Source organism: Streptomyces sp. NPDC059003, assembly GCF_042740445.1.
Lineage (GTDB): Bacteria > Actinomycetota > Actinomycetes > Streptomycetales > Streptomycetaceae > Streptomyces.
Genome location: NZ_JBHYJH010000110.1, coordinates 1 through 16475, shown reverse-complemented (window position 1 = coordinate 16475; position 16475 = coordinate 1). Strand labels below are relative to the sequence as shown.

Annotated in this window: 11 protein-coding genes; 3 read left to right on the top strand and 8 right to left on the bottom strand. The window is 73.2% G+C overall.

Going from position 1 to position 16475, the window contains the following annotated elements; genetic code table 11:
• Positions 1-3: 3 nt before the first annotated feature.
• From ACFWZ5_RS30690 to ACFWZ5_RS30680, 3 genes are read right to left on the bottom strand one after another with little or no spacing between them, the layout of a single operon-like run.
• Positions 4-798: an indole-3-glycerol-phosphate synthase gene (locus ACFWZ5_RS30690; RefSeq protein ID WP_384795541.1), complete on the bottom strand. Its 795-nt coding sequence runs from the start codon at positions 796-798 to the stop codon at positions 4-6.
• Positions 785-1882, bottom strand: a complete 1098-nt coding sequence (trpD, locus tag ACFWZ5_RS30685; RefSeq protein ID WP_384795539.1) for an anthranilate phosphoribosyltransferase — start codon at positions 1880-1882, stop codon at positions 785-787. Before trpD ends, ACFWZ5_RS30690 begins: the two co-directional genes overlap by 14 nt.
• Positions 1879-3174 (bottom strand): nucleotide sugar dehydrogenase, encoded by a 1296-nt coding sequence (locus tag ACFWZ5_RS30680; RefSeq protein ID WP_384795537.1) that lies wholly within the window; start codon positions 3172-3174, stop codon positions 1879-1881. Before ACFWZ5_RS30680 ends, trpD begins: the two co-directional genes overlap by 4 nt.
• A 289-nt stretch (positions 3175-3463) precedes the next feature.
• On the opposite strand from ACFWZ5_RS30680, the gene ACFWZ5_RS30675 reads away from it, so the two are divergent.
• Positions 3464-4864 carry a PLP-dependent aminotransferase family protein gene (locus ACFWZ5_RS30675; protein WP_384795535.1) on the top strand — a complete coding sequence of 467 codons (1401 nt, stop codon included), beginning with the start codon at positions 3464-3466 and terminating at the stop codon, positions 4862-4864.
• A gap of 10 nt (positions 4865-4874) precedes the next feature.
• Here ACFWZ5_RS30675 and ACFWZ5_RS30670 read toward each other — a convergent pair whose 3' ends face one another.
• From ACFWZ5_RS30670 to ACFWZ5_RS30650, 5 genes are all read right to left on the bottom strand, one after another.
• Complete coding sequence (locus ACFWZ5_RS30670) at positions 4875-5474, bottom strand: phosphoribosylanthranilate isomerase (RefSeq protein ID WP_384795533.1); 600 nt, start codon at positions 5472-5474, stop codon at positions 4875-4877.
• Between the two features lie 161 nt (positions 5475-5635).
• Positions 5636-6850, bottom strand: a complete 1215-nt coding sequence (locus ACFWZ5_RS30665) for a S8 family peptidase (protein ID WP_384795531.1) — start codon at positions 6848-6850, stop codon at positions 5636-5638.
• Between the two features lie 87 nt (positions 6851-6937).
• The gene (locus tag ACFWZ5_RS30660) at positions 6938-9796 is read right to left on the bottom strand and encodes a M4 family metallopeptidase (protein WP_384795529.1); all 2859 of its coding nucleotides are present in this window, start codon (positions 9794-9796) and stop codon (positions 6938-6940) included.
• A gap of 226 nt (positions 9797-10022) precedes the next feature.
• Complete coding sequence (gene mltG, locus ACFWZ5_RS30655; protein ID WP_384795527.1) at positions 10023-10853, bottom strand: endolytic transglycosylase MltG; 831 nt, start codon at positions 10851-10853, stop codon at positions 10023-10025.
• Between the two features lie 43 nt (positions 10854-10896).
• Entirely contained in the window at positions 10897-12696 is a 1800-nt protein-coding gene (locus tag ACFWZ5_RS30650) for an ABC transporter ATP-binding protein (protein WP_384795525.1), read from the bottom strand.
• Positions 12697-12901: 205 nt separating this feature from the next.
• Here ACFWZ5_RS30650 and ACFWZ5_RS30645 point away from each other — a divergent pair, with 205 nt between their 5' ends.
• Entirely contained in the window at positions 12902-13345 is a 444-nt protein-coding gene (locus ACFWZ5_RS30645) for a MarR family winged helix-turn-helix transcriptional regulator (RefSeq protein WP_384795523.1), read from the top strand.
• A 72-nt stretch (positions 13346-13417) separates the two neighbouring features.
• Complete coding sequence (locus tag ACFWZ5_RS30640) at positions 13418-16360, top strand: FAD-binding and (Fe-S)-binding domain-containing protein (RefSeq protein ID WP_384795520.1); 2943 nt, start codon at positions 13418-13420, stop codon at positions 16358-16360.
• Positions 16361-16475: the final 115 nt, after the last annotated feature.

Here is a 16475-nt window from a genome sequence, read left to right as displayed (position 1 = left end):
CGTTCACGTCCGCGCCTCCCTCGCCGTGCGGCGGACCGGGACGCCCGTCAGGTCACGGACCGCGTCGGCCGGGGACCCGCTGGTCAGCAGGGTCTCGCCGACGAGGCAGGCGTCGAAGCCGTGCGCACCGATCCGGGTCACGTCGGCGCGGTGGCGCAGGCCGCTCTCGCTGACCGTGACGACGTCCTCGGGGATGCCGTCGCGCAGTCGGGCGGAGTTGTCCAGGTCCACGGAGAAGGTGCGCAGGTCCCGGTTGTTGACGCCGACGAGGTCGGCGCCCGCGGTCACGGCGCGGTCGATCTCGGTGGCGGTGAAGGTCTCCACGAGCGCATCGAGGCCGAGGTCGCGGGCGGCGCCGAGGATGTCGGCGAGCTCGGCGTCGTCGAGGGACCGGACGATCACGAGGACGGCGTCGGCTCCGCAGGCGTGCGCGAGGGTGACCTGCCGGGTGTCGACGACGAAGTCCTTGAACAGGACGGGGAGTTCGACGGCGGCCCGCACCTCGGCCACGAGGGCGGGCGAGCCGCCGAAGAACGGCTCGTCGGCGAGCACGGAGACGGCCCGGGCACCGCCCTCGGCGTACGCCGTGGCCAGCGGCACGGCCTTCTCCGCGGGCCAGAGGTCGCCCTTGGACGGTGACTTCGGCTTCACCTCGGCGATCACGGACACGTCGGGCCTGCGCAGGGCGGTGCGGAAGCGTCCGGGCACGGCCGGACGGCGGCGGCTTCCGGTCGGCACCGGATGGCCGCCCGCGCGCCAGAACTCGCGTTTGCGCGCGACGATTTCATCGAGATGCATGGAGGGGTTCCTCGGTGTCGGTTGGGGTGGGGTGCACAGCGGGGCCGTGCCGTTGCGGCGCGCGCAGGGCGTCGAGGAGCCGCAGCGCCGCGCCCGACGCGAGCGCGTCGCGGGCCCTGCCGACGCCGTCCACGAGGTCGGCGGCGTGCCCGGTGAGCCGCAGGAGTACGCCGGCGTTGGCGGCGACGGCGTCGCGCAGGGCGTCCGGTGCGGTGCCGGAAAGGAGGGCTTCGGCGAGTGCGGCGGCGCGCGCCGTGTCCCCGCCCTTCAGGTCGGCGACGCGGGCGGGGCGCACCGGCAGTTCCGCCGGGTCGATGACGCTCGGCCGCACGCCGCTGCCGGTCACTTCGAGGACGCGGGTGGGGCACGCGGTGCTGACCTCGTCCAGGCCCTCGCCGCCGCGCACGACCCAGGTGCGGCGGTGCCCGAGCAGGTGGGCCGCCTCGGCGAGCACGTCCTGCTCACGCGGGTCCGCGACGCCGATCAGGCGGGGGCCGTCGGCGACGGGGTTCGACAGGGGGCCCGAGAGGTTGAAAAGGGTCCGGATGCCGAGGCGCCTGCGCAGGCGCGTCCAGCGCCCGACGGCCGTGTGCAGCGCGGGCGTGTGGATGAAGGCGAACCGGTGCCGCAGCAGGGACCCGGCGATGCCGAGCGGCCCCGGGGCGATGGGCACGCCGAGTGCCTCCAGGAGGTCGGCGCTCCCGCAGGCGCTGGTGGTGGCCCGGTTGCCCGCCTTGGCCACGGTGGCGCCCCCGGCGACGGCCACCAGCGCGGCGAGCGTGGACAGGTTCACGGAGCCCGAGCCGTCGCCGCCCGTTCCCACCAGGTCCGCCGTCGCGGTGCCGTCCCACGGCACATGAGGGGCGGCGGCCAGGACGACCCGCACCAGGGCCGCGACCTCGCCCGCGGCGTGCCCCTTGCGGGCGAGCGCGGTCAGGAGCGCGGCGGCCGCCGCGTCGCCGGCCCCGTCGGCGAGGAGGGCACGGGCGGTGACCTCGGCGAGTTCCCCGTCGAGGTCCCGGCCCGCGGCCGCCTCCCGGGCGGCGGCACGCAGTGTCGCGTCGGGATCGGGCGACGCGCTCACAGGTGGTGGATCCCGTCTCCGCGCGGCAGCGTCTGCCAGGTGTCGAGGACCAGCGGCGCCGCGTACCACAGGGGGCGGTCGAGGAGCTCCCTGTGCGGCGTGACGAGGACGACGCAGTCGTGGGCGGCGACCGACTCGCGGATCCAGTCGGCCCGCTCCACGGGCTCGCCGTCCACGACCAGTTCGGGCAGGAACGGGTCGGTGTAGCGGGGCTTGGCGGACCGCCTGCGCAGTTCGCGGACGACGTCGAGGCCGGGGGCGTTGCGGGTGTCGGCGACGCCCGGCTTGTAGGTGACGCCGGCGACCAGGACCCGGCTGCCCGCGAGGTCCCCGCCCTTGGCGCGCAGCAGGTCGGCCAGTCGGTCGACGACGCGCTGCGGCCGCTGTCGCACCTGCCGGTGCGCGGCTTCGAGCAGGGGCATGGCCACGCCGCCGTAGTAGGCGTAGTCCTTGAGGAACAGCGGGTCGACGGGGATGCACTCGCCGCCGACGCCGGGCCCCGGCCAGTGGGCCAGGAAGCCGTACGGCTTGGTGGCGGCCGCCTCGATGACTTCGCGGGCGGACGCCCCGGCGAGGTCGCACAGGTCGGCGAGTTCGTAGGTCAGTGCGATATTGACCAGACGGAAGGTGTTCTCAAACGCTTTCGCCACCTCCGCCGTCTCGGCTGTGCCGACCGGGAAGACGGAATCGGTGATACGCCCGAACAGCAGTGCAGCACGGCGCGTGCATTCCGAGGTCAAACCCCCTATCACCCGCGGAGTGTTGCGCAGGGTCCACTTTCCACCGGAAGCCGGATTGATGCGCTCCGGCGCCATCGCCACATGGAATTCGCGCCCCGGCGTGAGCCCCGTGCGTTCTCCGATCCGGTCCGCGAGCGCCGAAGTCGTGCCGGGCGGGACCGTCGATTGCAGGACGACGAGGGAGTTCTCGTGCACATATCCGGACACCACGTCAGCGGCGGCATTCACATGACGAAGATCCGCTTTTCCCTTATCGGTCGTCGGCGTGGGTACACAGATGACAAAAGTGTCCGCCGCGTCCAGCATTTCGGCACGCGATGTCACGCCGAGGTGGTCGCTCACCGCGAGCAGCTGGGCGTCGGCGACGTCCGGAAGGTAGGAGGAGAACGCGGCGAGAGACCGGACCCGTTCCTCGTCGATGTCGTAGCCGATGGTCCGTAAGCCGGCCTCGGCGAACGCGACGGCCAGCGGCAGCCCCGTGTAGCCAAGGCCGACAATCGCGACCGTCGTACCGTCCTGTGACCGCCCGTCAGGCGTCGTCGTCCCCAGCATTCTGGCTTCCCCCAAGCCTTCCACTTGTGTTGCCCCCTGGCAGCATCGAGGAACGGCGCGCGCCCCCGCGGAAGCGCCGCGTCCTCGGATCCGGGGGCAGGCAGGAATCAGTCCCGCCCGCCGAGAAAATGCATTAGCGCCCACCGGATAGACCGGCCGCCCCGCCGTGACCGTTGTGAAGAAACGGAACACATGGATTCCAGGAACGTATGGGCTTCGCCCCGCGTCCTAGTAAAGCCGGACCCTTTCGGGGGAACCAGTCCACCTGGGAAAGGAAAGCGCATACCAGATGTCGTGGCACCTTCAACTGTCGATCGACCGCTCGGCGGTCGAGCCCCTTCATGAACAACTCCGCACCGCCATCAAGCACATGATCACGACCGGCCTGCTCCGGCCGGGCGCGCCGCTGCCGTCGAGCCGCCGCCTCGCGGCCGACCTGCAGCTCTCCCGCAGCGTGGTGGTCGAGGCCTATCAGCAGCTCACGGCCGAGGGCTATCTCCACTCCGTGGACCGCTCCTCCACCCGGGTCGCCGAGCCGGGGCCGGGCTCCGCCGTGCCGGGCCCCGCGCGGCCCCGCGGACCCGCTCCCGGCCGCATCGAGGGCCCGGCCCGCAGGGACCTGCGCTCCGGCCCCGCCGATGTCACCGCTTTCCCCAGACGGGAGTGGCTCGCGTGTCTGCGGCAGGTCCTCCAGACCACCGGCCCCGAGCAGTTGGAGTATCCGCCGCTCGCGGGCGTGCTCCAGGCGCGGGAGGAGATCGCGGCCCACATCGGCCGGGTGCGGGCCGTGCGGACCACGCCCCAGTGCCTGATGGTCACCGCGGGCTTCGCACAGGGCCTGACGCTGCTGTGCCTGCTCCTTCGCGACCTCGGGGTGCGCGCCCTCGCCGTGGAGGACCCCGGCAATCCCGGGCAGCGCCGTGTCATCGAGGAGGCCGGGCTGCGGGCGGTGCCGGTCCCGGTGGACGGCGAGGGCCTGGTGGTCGACTCCCTCGCGCGCGGCGACACCAGGGCCGTCCTGACCACGCCCACGCACCAGTTCCCCAGCGGCGTCGTGCTCTCGCCCGCACGCCGGGCGGCGCTTGTCTCCTGGGCGCGGGACGTCGGCGGCATCGTCATCGAGGACGACTACGACGGGGAGTTCTGGTTCGACAGATCCGAGCGGCCCGCGTCCTTGCAGAACTCGGCGCCCGACCACGTGGTCTACGCCGGTTCGGTCAGCTCGACGCTCGCGCCGGGCCTGCGGTTCGGGTGGCTCGCGGTGCCGCCGCATCTGGCCGGGCTCCTGGAGCGGGTGCGGGCGCGCCAGGACCTCGGCGGGTCCAGCGTCGACCAGCTCGCGTACGCGGAGTTCATCCGCAGCGGCCGCCTCGAACGGCATCTGCGCCGGATGCGCAAGCGCTACCGCGAGCGCCTCGAAACACTCGTCGGCGCCCTGGAGTCACGCCTCCCCGAAGCCACCGTGCACCAGCCCACGGCAGGCCTGCACCTACTCGTCTCCTTTCCCGAGCACCTGGAGGAACCCCTCATGGCCCGGACGATCCAGAACGCGGGCGTGATGGCGCGCGGCATCAGCGAATTCGCGCTCGCCTGTCCACCGCCCTCGCCCGCCGTGGTGATCGGGTACGCCCCGCACTCGCGCGACGTCCTGACCGCGGCCGTCGAGGCGCTCGCCGAGGCGGCGCGGTGAACCGCCCGCCTCAGTCCCCGCGGGCGGCGGCGACGAACTCCCGGATGAGCCCGGTGTCCTTCACTCCCCTACGGCTCTCCACGCCGCTGGACACATCCACGCCCCAGGCCCGCGTGTCCGTCACCGCCGCGCGCACGTTGCCGGGGCCGAGCCCGCCGGCGAGCAGCCAGCGGCCCTCGGCACGACCGGCGAGCGCGGCCCAGTCCCACGGCTCGCCGGAGCCGGGCCGCGGCGCGTCGACGATCAGCAGCTCCTCGCCGTGGCTGCCGGAGACCAGGTCCGCCCCGCCGGTGCCGGACACCGCGCGGACCAGGCGCAGCGGCAGGTCGCGCACGGCGGCGTAGTCACGGGTCGTGTAGGCGTCGCCGTGCAGCTGTACGGCGGCCACGCCGGTGCCGTCGACCGCCTCGGCGACCTGTGCGGGCGACGCCCCCGCGAGGACCGCCACGGTCAGCACGTGCGGGGGCACGTCGGCGACCAGGGTGCGCATGCGGTCGGGCGTGATCCGGCGCGGGCTCGGCGTGAGCACGAAGCCGATGGCGTCCGCGCCCGCGTCGACCGCCGCCGCCACGTGCGCCGGCTCCCGGAGGCCACAGATCTTGACGAACATCGCCGCTCCCGTACAGGTGGAGGTCAGAGGGACGGGGCAGAGTCAAACACCCCGTCCGCCCCGCGCTCCAGTCCAGTCGCCGGCGGCGCGCCCGGACCACACCCGGCGGGCCCGGGTCCGCCGGGTGTGGTCCACGGCAGACAGCTCTACGGCAGCCAGGTCTACGGCAGATAGAGCGTGTAGAGCAGTTTGTTGGGCACCACCGGCGGACTGCCCTGGAGCACGCCCATGGTGGCGTTGTCGACGATGCCCCGCTTGACCTCGGCCGGGGTGTCCGTCGGCCGGAAGGCGAGGTGGAGCGCGGCCGCACCGGTCACGTGGGCCGTCGCCATCGACGTACCGCTGATGGTGTTGGTGCCGGTGTCGCTGTCCTTCCAGGCCGACGGGATCTGTACGCCGGGCGCGAAGAGGGAGACGCACGGGCCGTAGTTGGAGGAGGAGGCGCGCCGGTCGGACTGGTTGCTCGCGCCGACGGTGATCGCCTCCGGCATGCGGGACGGCGAGTTGGAGCAGGCCCCGCCGGACATGGCGCCGCTGCCCGCGGAGACGGCGTAGGTGACGCCGGAGCGGATCGAGTTGCGCACGGCGTTGTCGAGGACGTCGCTGGCCGGGCCGCCGATGCTCATGTTGGCCACGGCGGGCTTCACCGCGTTCTTCGTGACCCAGTCGACGCCCGCGACGACCCCCGCGGTGGTCCCCGAGCCCTGGCAGTCGAGGACCCGCACCGCCACGAGCCGGGCCTCCTTGGCGACGCCGTACGTCCTGCCCGCGGCGATCCCGCCGACGTGGGTGCCGTGGCCGTGGCAGTCGTTGCCGTTCTGCCCGTCGCCGACCGTGTCGACCCCGACCGACGCGCGGCCGCCGAACTCCTGGTGCGTGGTCCGCAGACCCGTGTCGACGACGTACACGCTGACGGCGCGCGCGGTCGTCCGGTACGTGTACGTCGTGGACAGCGGCAGGTTCCGCTGGTCGATCCGGTCCAGGCCCCACGGGGCGTTCTGCTGGGTGTCGTCCGCGGACGCGTCGAGCCGTACGCGGGTGTCCTGGCGTACGTACGCCACACGGGGGTCGGCGGCGACGCGTTCCGCTTGCGCGCGGGACATGCGCGCGGAGAACCCCTGGAGGGCCGAGCGGTACACGTGTCCCAGGCGTGCGCCGTCGGCTCGCGCGACGAGCTCACGCGCCACGGCGGGCCCCGTGCCCCGCTTCTGGACGACGATCCAGCCGTCCGGCACGGCCAACTCACCGGCACCGGCCAGGCGCAGCTTGTCCGTGGGCGCGGCGGCCTCGGCGGGCGCCGCGCCGAGTTGCAGGCCGACGGCGAGCAGGGCGGCGGACAGCACCGCCGCGGAGCACCGGAGTGGGGGTCTTCTCATGACTGCACCTGGGCCTTCCTCGTGGGGGTGGTGGGGGTGGTGGGGATTGCGTGTGCGCGGCGGCCCGCCGGAGCGTCCATGTCCCGGTCAGCCGCAGCGGCCCGCCGGGCGCGTGCGCGTCACGACCTGGCTGATGCCGGTGGTCGCGTCGATCCACAGCACCTGGCTGCCGGGGCCCGCGGCGGCCGACAGCTGCTCGCCCCGGTTGCAGGAGACGCGGCCCTTGCGCGTGGCCGGGTCCTTCGGGTCGCCGTCGGCCGCGAACTGCCAGAGCTTGGCGAGGGTCTCGTTGCGCCACTCGGTGTCCGGGAGCCGCGCGCCGACCGTCACGGCCGTGTCGGACGCGGTCAGCTCGCCCGCGTTCAGGGCACCCGGGGCGGCCTCGGGGCTGAGGTCGACGATGCCGGAGCCGTCGAGGTTCGCCCGGCGCAGGCCGGTCGTGCCATCGCCCTTGACCTCGTCGCGCAGCCAGAAGATATGCGTGCCCGTGACGGCGGTCGGGCCGAGGCCCGTGCTGCCCGGCACCTGCTGGATCACCTTGTTCTCACCGGTGGCGACATCGACGATCCGGGTGGTGTACGCGTACTCGGCGCGCACCCTGCGCCACTCCTGGTAGGCGACCTTGCCGTCGCTCACGGACGGGAAGGTCGCCCGGTGGTAGGCGCCCCCGCCGATGCTGACCCTCTTCCCGGGGTCCTTCAGGCTCAGATAGGCGATGGCCCGCCGCCCGCCGTGGAGGTAGTACTCGTACGTCACCACGTCGTCGTCGACGTCCACGGCCGTGCCGAGGCCCCGGCTGTGCTGGGCCAGCTTCTTCACCGGGCCGCCCGCGAGCGGCCGGGCGAGGAGCTCGGCGCCGGCGGGCCCGCCGTAGGCCTGCCACACCACTGTCTTGCCGTCGGTGGCCGGATTGACGTGGAAGCGGCCGTCGTTGGGGCTCATCAGCTTGGGCCGGCCGCTGCCGTCCGTGCGCCCGGCCCACACCGAGTACGGCTCGGTGCCGTCCTCGTTGGACTGCGACGCCGCCCACCAGCCGCCGCCCGAACCGACCCGCGAGTCGATGGTGTTGACCCGGTCGAGCAGCGTGTCGGAGTCGACGCCGAGCGCCAGCTCCCAGCCGGGCACGATGCCGTGGGCGTTGAAGGCCCGCTGCAGCGCCCGCTGGTCGGCCGCCGACACGTTCAGGTCCTTGGCGGCGGCGAGCACCGCGGCCCGGCCCTCGGTGAAGCCGTCGAGCGGGGTGAGGTACTGGGTGAGCGCCCGGTAGACGATCCTGTCGGCGAGCGTGGCGCCCAGGTCCTCCCGGGCGTCCCACAACGCCCCGGAGAAGATGGTCGAGTTCAGGTGCACGCCGCCGTTGTCGGTGCCGAAGCCGACGCCGAGGAAGTGCTTGGCGGTGTTCCGCCCGTCGTTGAGGTCGCGGAAGGCGCACGCGCGCGGGGTCCTGGTGCGGCACAGCCGGTCACCGACCAGGCCCGCGTCGGGGTCGGTGGTGGGGATGCCGTACGCCCCGGTCTCGATGGCGTTGCCGAAGTAGTCGGCGACGGCCTCGTTCAGGGCGCCGGACTGGCCCGCGTACACGAGCGCGGCGGTGTGCTCGACGACGCCGTGGGTCATCTCGTGGCCGACGACGTCGAGGCCTGCGGAGAGCGGCCGGTACTCCTCGTCGCCGTTGCCGTAGATCATCTTCTGGCCGTCCCAGAAGGCGTTGACGAGCGGCTGGCCGCCGTTGACCACGCCCACCAGGGAGTTGACCGTCATGCCGTGGTTGTCGAGGCTGATCCGGCCGTGCTTGTTCTTGTAGTAGTCGAAGACCTGCGCGCCGCCCCAGTGCGCGTCGACCGCGCCCGCGTCGGTCGCGTCCTTCCCGAAGGCGGGGGTGGGCGAGCCGAACTCCCTGATCCCGTCGGGCCATCGGCCGATCACCTCGCCGACGGACCTGTCCCGCGCGTCCCACGTCGACAGGGTGCGGCCGTACCCCTCGTCGTCGGGTATGCGGGTGGTGTCGCGCAGTATGTACTGCTCGCGCCAGGCGTCGCGCACCACATCGAGGTCGACGGACCTGCCGTCCAGCTTGACGCCCGAGCCCTTCTCGCGGGGCTCCGCCCGCGCGGCGGGGCGCGGGGCGGGGCGGCCCGTCCCCGCGGCGGCGGGCGGCGTGCCGAACGTCTTGATACCGCTGTACTGGAGGACCGGGTACCCGGCGCGCGCGTCGATGTAGACCTCGCGCAGGACCGGTTCGCCGCTCGCCGGGTCGGTGCCGCGCACGGTGACGTGCTGGGTGAGCACGCCGCTGCCCTTCGGCAGCGCGACGAGGCCGCGGGCGGTGCCCTTGAGCGGCAGGGCGCCGTCGTCGCTCTCCTCGGCGCCCTCGCGGACGAAGTTCTTGGCGGTGAGCTCGCCGAACACCGCGTCGACGGCCCGCTCGACGGCCAGGTCGTCGCCGACCTGGGGCGTGGTGCCGGTGCGCAGTTCGGTGAAGTACCTGCCCGAGGTGCCGGTGACGACCCGGTCGCCGTCCTTCTTGCGCATGCGGACGACGTACTGGCCGCCCAGGACCGGCACGCCCCGGTGCCGCTGCTGGAGCCGCACGGTCTCCTGGCCGCCCGGCGCGGTGGCCGCCCCCGCGGACACCAGGTCACGGGCGGGCTCCGCGATCCGGTAGCGGCTCTGCTTCTGCTCCAGGTGGGCGCGGGCGGCCGCGGCCGCGCTCGCCGCGTCCGGCGCCTTCTCCGCGATGCCCTGGACCAGGGCGGGCGTGTCCGTCTCCTGCCCCGGGATCACCTCGCCCGGGCTCGGCGGTGTCCGCCCGCCGTCGGCCGCGTCCGCGGGAGCCGTCGAGACGACAAGTGCGGCGGCGCTGAACAGCGCCGCCGCACCGGATATGCCACCCCTCCGCGCTCTGGATCTCCTCGCTCTCGCTTTCCGTGCCCCGTCCCGACGCATCCTCTCCCCATCCCCCTCACCGATGACTCACCGATGACTCGCCGACGACTCATCGACGGCTCACCGACGGCGCACCGACCCGACCGGCGGCGGAGCGCCACCGGGAGGGCCATGGAAGCGGCGATGCGCGGCGCCATCAATGGGGCGCGGGATCCCACGGACGACTTCCGGCCTTCGTCCGCGATGGCCGGATCGGGTCTCGGCGGAGGGACGGACTCCCGGGCGGTCAGCGGCGGTTGTTGAACTCCGCCACGTTGCGCTGCTGCTCCTCGTAGTTCGCGGTGAAGCGGGTGTCGCCGGGCTTGACGGTCACGAAGTACAGCCAGTCCCCCGGTGTGGGGCTGGTCGCCGCGCGCATCGCGGCCTCGCCGGGGTTGCCGATCGGGGTCGGGGGCAGGCCCATGCGGGCGTAGGTGTTGAAGGGGCTGTTGAGCTTGGTGTCGCGCTGGGTGGTGCGCAGCGTCGAGCGGTTGAGGGCGTAGTTGAGGGTGGAGTCCATCTGCAGGGGCATGCCGCGGTCCAGGCGGTTGTAGATGACGCGGGCGACCTTGCCCATGTCCTGCCGGGTGCCGGCCTCGGCCTCGACCATGCTCGCGATGGTGACGGTCTGGTAGACGTTCACCGCGTTGCGGTCGGCGCCCGCGGTGACGTGGGCGCCGCTGAACTTCTTGTTCGCCGTGTTCACCATGTACGACAGGACGGACGCGGGGGTCGACTGGGAGCTGACGGGGTACGTCGCCGGGAACAGATAGCCCTCGGGGTTGCCGCCGGCGTCGCCCGGCAGTTTGAGGTCGGCCTTGGCGACCGCCTTCTTCGTGGTGCCGGCCGGCACCTGCAGGGCCTTGTCGACGGCCTCGTACACCTGGCCGGAGCGCCAGCCCTCGGGGATGGTCAGGGTCGTGGGCCGCTCTGCTGCGCCGTCGTCCGGGAGCAGCAGCGGGACCGCGACGGCGGTGGCCGCCGCGCCGGCCCCGATCGCGATCAGGGCGATCCGGCCGCGGCGCGTCAGCCGGAGCGCTCCCCGTTTGGTGCCCCGTCGCGGGGTGGTGGTGTGCATGCGGGCACGCTAACCCGGCTATTCCGACATTTCCGGCATATTTTCATCTCGCTGGCTCCAGGTGGGCGTCCCGCCTGACGAGGGCGGCGTAACGGCCGTCCTGTGCGAGCAGCTCCTCGTGGGTGCCGCGCTCGACGGCCCGCCCGGCGTCCAGGACCACGATCTGGTCGGCGTCGCGCACGGTGGACAGGCGGTGGGCGATGGTGAGCGTCGTCCGGTTGGCCGACAGGGCGTCGATGGCCTGCTGCACGGCGTGCTCGGTGCGCGTGTCGAGCGCGCTGGTCGCCTCGTCCAGGATCAGCACCGGCGGGTCGCGCAGGATGGTGCGGGCGATGGCGAGGCGCTGCTTCTCCCCGCCGGAGAAGCGGTGGCCGCGCTCCCCGACGACCGTGTCGTACCCGTCGGGCAGGGACGCGATGTGGTCGTGGATCTGGGCGGCGCGGGCCGCGGCGACCAGCTCCTCCTCGGTGGCGTCCGGCTTGGCGAAGCGCAGGTTGTCCGCGACCGAGGCATGGAAGAGGTACGTCTCCTGGGAGACGACGCCGACGGCGCGGGCGAGCGTGTCGAAGTCCAGGTCGCGCACGTCGACCCCGTCGAGCGTGACGCGCCCGCCCGTCACGTCGTACAGCCGCGGCACCAGGTAGCTCAGCGTGGACTTGCCGGAGCCGGTGGGCCCGACGACGGCGAGGCTGCCGCCCGCGGGCACGGTGACGTCGATGTCGGCGAGTACCGGGGCGCCCTGCTCCTCGTAGCGGAACTCGACGTCCTCGAACCGGACTTCGCCCTTGACCTGGTCCAGGTGGACCGGCTCCGGGCGCTCGGTGATGTCGATGGGCAGGTCCAGGTACTCGAAGATCCGCTGGAACAGCGCGAGCGAGGTCTGGATCTGCACACCGGTCGACAGGAGGCTGACCGTCGGCCGGAACAGGCCCTGCTGGAGCGAGACGAACGCGACCAGCGTGCCGAGGGAGACGCCGGGCCCGCCGAACTGGAGGGCGAGTCCGGCGCTCCAGTAGATGACGGCAGGCATCGCGGCCATGACGATCGTGATCACGGCCATGCGCCAGCGCCCCGCCATGTTGGAGCGCACTTCGAGGCGGACGAGCTCGGCGGACTCGTCGGCGAAGGAGCGGGTGAGCGAGTCGGCGCGGCCCATGGTGCGGCCGAGCAGGATCCCGCTGACGGAGAGCGACTCGGTGACGGTCGCCGCCATCGCGGCCATCTGCTTCTGCCGCTCGGTGGCGATCTTCTTGCGCTCACGGCCGACGCGGCGGCTTATCCACACGAACAGCGGAAGCAGCAGGAGCGAGACGACGGTCAGGCGCCAGTCGAGGGCGAGCATCGCGACGACCGACGCGATGACGCTGGTGAGGTTCGAGACGAGGGAGGTCGCCGTGGAGGTGACGGTCGCCTGCATGCCGCCGATGTCGTTGGCGATGCGGGACTGGACCTCGCCGGTGCGGGTGCGGGTGAAGAAGGCGAGCGACATGCGCTGCAGGCGGCCGTAGACGGCGGTGCGCAGGTCGTGCATCACCTGCTGGCCGACGGTCGTGGAGATCAGGGTCTGCAGGACGCCGAAGACGCTGGTGACGACCGCGCTGAGGATCATGCCGAGCGCGAGCAGGCTCAGCAGGCCCGTGCGGCCCTGCGGGATCGCGGTGTCGAGGATCTCCTTCAGGAGGAAGGGGGTCGCCACCGTGACGAGGGACGCGGCGCAGACGAGGAGGCCGACGACCGCGAGGCGGCCGCGGTAGGGGCGGAAGAGCCGGAGGATGCGGCGCAGCTGACGCGGCTGCTCCGGTTCCTGGGGCGAGGGGGTCGGGGCGGGTTCTTCGTGAGGCATGGGCTCCTTCGGACTTCAGGACGGGAAGTACGGACTTCAGGACGGGAAGTACGGACTTCGGGACAGGAAGTACGGAACGCGAGCCGGCGGCGTGCGCGACGCATGCGGGACGTGCTCCCGGGACGTACTCCACTGGGCCAGGCGACGGAGCATAGCTCATTGTTACCTATGCTCACAATGCACCAGGTCCTGGTAATGTTCCGGCATGAGTACACCGGACACCGACGGACAGCTCGCCGAGCAGCTGCTGCGGCTCACCCGTCGGCTGCACCGCATCCAGAAGCGCCATCTGGAACCCATCGGCATCACGCCCGCGCAGTCCCGCCTCCTGCGCACCCTGGCGCACTACGACGCGCCGCCCCGCATGGCGGACCTGGCCCAGCGCCTCGAAGTCGTGCCGCGGGCCGTGACGAGCCTGGTCGACGGCCTGGAGGCGAGCGGCCTCGTGCGGCGCGCCCCGGACCCGACCAACCGCCGCGTCATCCGCATCGAGCTCACCGACGGCGGCCGCACGGCCCTCGGCCGCCTGCGCGGCGCGCGCCGGGCCGCCGCGGAGGACATCCTGGCTCCGTTGGACACCGCCCAGCGCGCCCAGCTGGGCGGCCTGCTCAACGCCCTGTTCGACGCGCCGGAGAGCCGCCCCTGCTGACACCGCCGAGGACCGTCGCCGACCCTTGAGGCCATCGACCGCTGAGGCCGCCGACACCGCCGAGGAGAGTCCATGCCCCTGCTGGAGCCCGACCCCGACGCACTGCGCCCCGCACCGGACGGCCGCGAACCGGCACCCGACCGCGTTCCCGACGCCGGGGCCGGCGGCACCCCGGAGCCCCTGCGCGGCGAGCTCACCGCGCTCCTCGGCGCCGACAGGGTCCTCACGAAGGTCTCGGACCTCGTCCGGTACGCCTCGGACGCGAGCCCCTACCGCTTCGTACCGAAGGTCGTGGTCGTCGCCGAGGACATCGACGACGTCTCCACCGTCCTGTCGTACGCCCACGGCAAGGGCCGCAACGTCGTCTTCCGCGCCGCGGGCACCTCGCTCAACGGGCAGGCGCAGGGCGAGGACATCCTCGTCGACGCACGCAGGCACTGGGCGGGCGTCGAGGTCATCGGCGACGGCGAGCGGGCGCGGATCCGGCCCGGTACGACGGTGCTGCGCGCCAACGCCACGCTCGCCCGGCACGGCCGCGTCCTCGGCCCGGACCCGGCGAGCGCGATCGCCTGCACCGTCGGCGGCGTCGTCGCGAACAACGCGTCCGGCATGACGGCCGGCACCACCCGCAACTCCTACCGCACCCTGGCGTCCCTCACCTTCGTGCTGCCGTCGGGCACGGTCGTCGACACGGCGGAGCCGGACGCCGACGCACGGCTCGCGCACGCCGAACCCGCCCTCTGCGCGGGCCTGCTCGACCTCAAGCGCGAGATCGAGGCGGACGCGGATCTCGTACGCCGCATCCGCGCCAAGTACGAGATCAAGAACACGAACGGCTACCGCCTCGACGCGTTCCTCGACGGCTCGACGCCCGTCGAGATCCTGCGCGGCCTGATGGTCGGCTCCGAGGGCACCTTCGGCTTCATCTCCGAAGTCGTCTTCGACACGCTGCCGTTGGACCGGCGCGTGTCGACGGCGCTGCTGTTCTTCCCCACGCTGCCCGCCGCGGCCGCCGCCGTGCCGCTGTTCAACGAGGCGGGCGCGCTCGCCGTGGAGCTGATGGACGGCAACACGCTGCGCGCGTCGGTGAGCGTGCAGGGGGTGCCGGCGGACTGGGCGGGCCTGCCGAAGGACACGGCGGCGCTCCTGGTGGAGTTCCGCGCGCCGGACGAGGCGCGCCAGGAGGAGTACGAGGCCGCGGCGGCCGCCGTCCTCCAGGGGCTGAGCCTCGTCGCGCCCGTCGCGTCCGTCACCAACGCTTTCACGCGCGACGCGGGCACGATCGCGGGCTACTGGAAGGCCCGCAAGGCGTTCGTGACGGCGGTCGGCGGCTCGCGCCCCGCCGGGACGACGCTGATCACGGAGGACTTCGCGGTGCCGCCCGCGCGCCTCGCCGAGGCCTGCGACGCGCTGCTCGACCTCCAGACCCGGCACGGCTTCGACGCGGCCGTCGCCGGGCACGCGGCCCACGGCAACCTCCACTTCCTGCTGGCCTTCGACGCGGGCAGGCCGTCGGACGTGGACCGCTACGCCGCGTTCATGGACGCGTTCTGCCGCCTGACCGTCGAGCGGTTCGACGGCTCGCTGAAGGCCGAGCACGCCACGGGCCGCAACATCGCGCCGTTCCTGGAGCTCGAATGGGGTCCGAAGGCAACGGAGTTGATGTGGCGCACCAAGCAGGTCATCGACCCGGACGGCGTGCTGGCCCCCCGCATCGTCCTCGACCGCGATCCGCAGGCCCATCTGCGCGGCCTCAAGACGATCCCGAAGGTCGAGGCGATCGCGGACCCCTGCATCGAGTGCGGCTTCTGCGAACCGACGTGTCCGAGCGAGGACCTGACGACCACGCCGCGCCAGCGCATCGTGCTGCGCCGCGAGATGATGCGCCAGCCCGCCGGGTCGGCGGTCGAGGACGGCCTGGTGGCGGCGTACGGGTACGACGCCGTGGACACCTGCGCCGGTGACGCGACGTGCAGCCTCGCCTGCCCGGTCGGCATCGACACGGGCGCCCTGATGAAGGACTTCCGCCACGCCCGGCACACGGCCCGCGAGGAGAAGGCCGCGGCCCTGGCCGCCCGGCACTTCAGGGCCGTCGAGGCCTCCGCGCGCCTCGCCGTGGCCGCCGCCGCGAAGCTCGGCGACGCGCTCGGCGAGCGGCGGGCGGACCGCTTCCTGACCGCCGTGACCCGCGCCGCCCGCAAGGCCGTACGCCCGGACCTCGTCCCGGAGTGGGTGCCGCGGCTCCCCGGCGCCGCGCCCCGCCGTGCGCCGCGCACCGCCCGCGTGGGCGCGGCCGCCGTCTACTACCCGGCCTGCGTGAACCGTATCTTCGCCAGCCCCGGCGACATGTCCCTCGCGGAGGCCGTGGTCGCCGTGTCCGCCCGTGCGGGCCGGCCGGTGTGGATCCCGGACGACGTGGCCGGTACGTGCTGCGCGACGATCTGGCACTCCAAGGGGTACGACGCGGGCAACGCGGTCATGGCCAACCGGATCGTCGAGGCCGCGTGGGGCTGGACGGCGGGCGGGGCGCTGCCGCTCGTCGTCGACGCGTCGTCCTGCACGCTCGGCATCGCGCGCGAGGTGGTCCCCCACCTCACCGCCGACAACCGCCTGCTCCACCAGGAGCTGACCGTCGTCGACTCCGTCGTCTGGGCCGCCGACCACCTCCTCCCCCACCTGACGGTCCACCGCACCGTCCCCACCGCCGTGCTCCACCCCACCTGCTCCACGCGGCACTTGGGCGACGAGCCCCACCTCCGCACCGTCGCCGAGGCCTGCGCCGACGAGGTGACCGTCCCCGACGACGCGGGGTGCTGCGCCTTCGCCGGGGACCGGGGGATGCTCCACCCCGAACTCACGGAGTCCGCGACGCGGGCGGAGGCGGCGGAGGTGACGTCCCGTCCGTACGACGCGCACCTCTCGGCGAACCGGATGTGCGAGGTGGGCCTGACCGGCGCGACGGGCCGGACGTACCGCTCGGCACTACTGGAACTGGAACGCGCGACGCGCCCTTGACCCTCGCCGGAGCGCCCCAGCCCCGCCCCTTCCCGAACTAGGGGGCTGCGCCCCCTAGCACCCCCGCTTCATCGCCGCTCCGCGGCTCGTCCTCAAACGCCGGACGGGCTGAAAG

Excerpts from the sequence above, each read along its gene's own strand:
- mltG (WP_384795527.1), bottom strand. The coding sequence starts at position 10,853 with ATGCACACCACCACCCCGCGACGGGGCACCAAACGGGGAGCGCTCCGG.
- ACFWZ5_RS30640 (WP_384795520.1), top strand. The coding sequence starts at position 13,418 with ATGCCCCTGCTGGAGCCCGACCCCGACGCACTGCGCCCCGCACCGGAC.
- ACFWZ5_RS30675 (WP_384795535.1), top strand. The coding sequence starts at position 3,464 with ATGTCGTGGCACCTTCAACTGTCGATCGACCGCTCGGCGGTCGAGCCC.
- ACFWZ5_RS30645 (WP_384795523.1), top strand. The coding sequence starts at position 12,902 with ATGAGTACACCGGACACCGACGGACAGCTCGCCGAGCAGCTGCTGCGG.
- ACFWZ5_RS30680 (WP_384795537.1), bottom strand. The coding sequence starts at position 3,174 with ATGCTGGGGACGACGACGCCTGACGGGCGGTCACAGGACGGTACGACG.
- ACFWZ5_RS30650 (WP_384795525.1), bottom strand. The coding sequence starts at position 12,696 with ATGCCTCACGAAGAACCCGCCCCGACCCCCTCGCCCCAGGAACCGGAG.
- ACFWZ5_RS30670 (WP_384795533.1), bottom strand. The coding sequence starts at position 5,474 with ATGTTCGTCAAGATCTGTGGCCTCCGGGAGCCGGCGCACGTGGCGGCG.
- ACFWZ5_RS30665 (WP_384795531.1), bottom strand. The coding sequence starts at position 6,850 with ATGAGAAGACCCCCACTCCGGTGCTCCGCGGCGGTGCTGTCCGCCGCC.
- ACFWZ5_RS30660 (WP_384795529.1), bottom strand. The coding sequence starts at position 9,796 with ATGCGTCGGGACGGGGCACGGAAAGCGAGAGCGAGGAGATCCAGAGCG.
- ACFWZ5_RS30690 (WP_384795541.1), bottom strand. The coding sequence starts at position 798 with ATGCATCTCGATGAAATCGTCGCGCGCAAACGCGAGTTCTGGCGCGCG.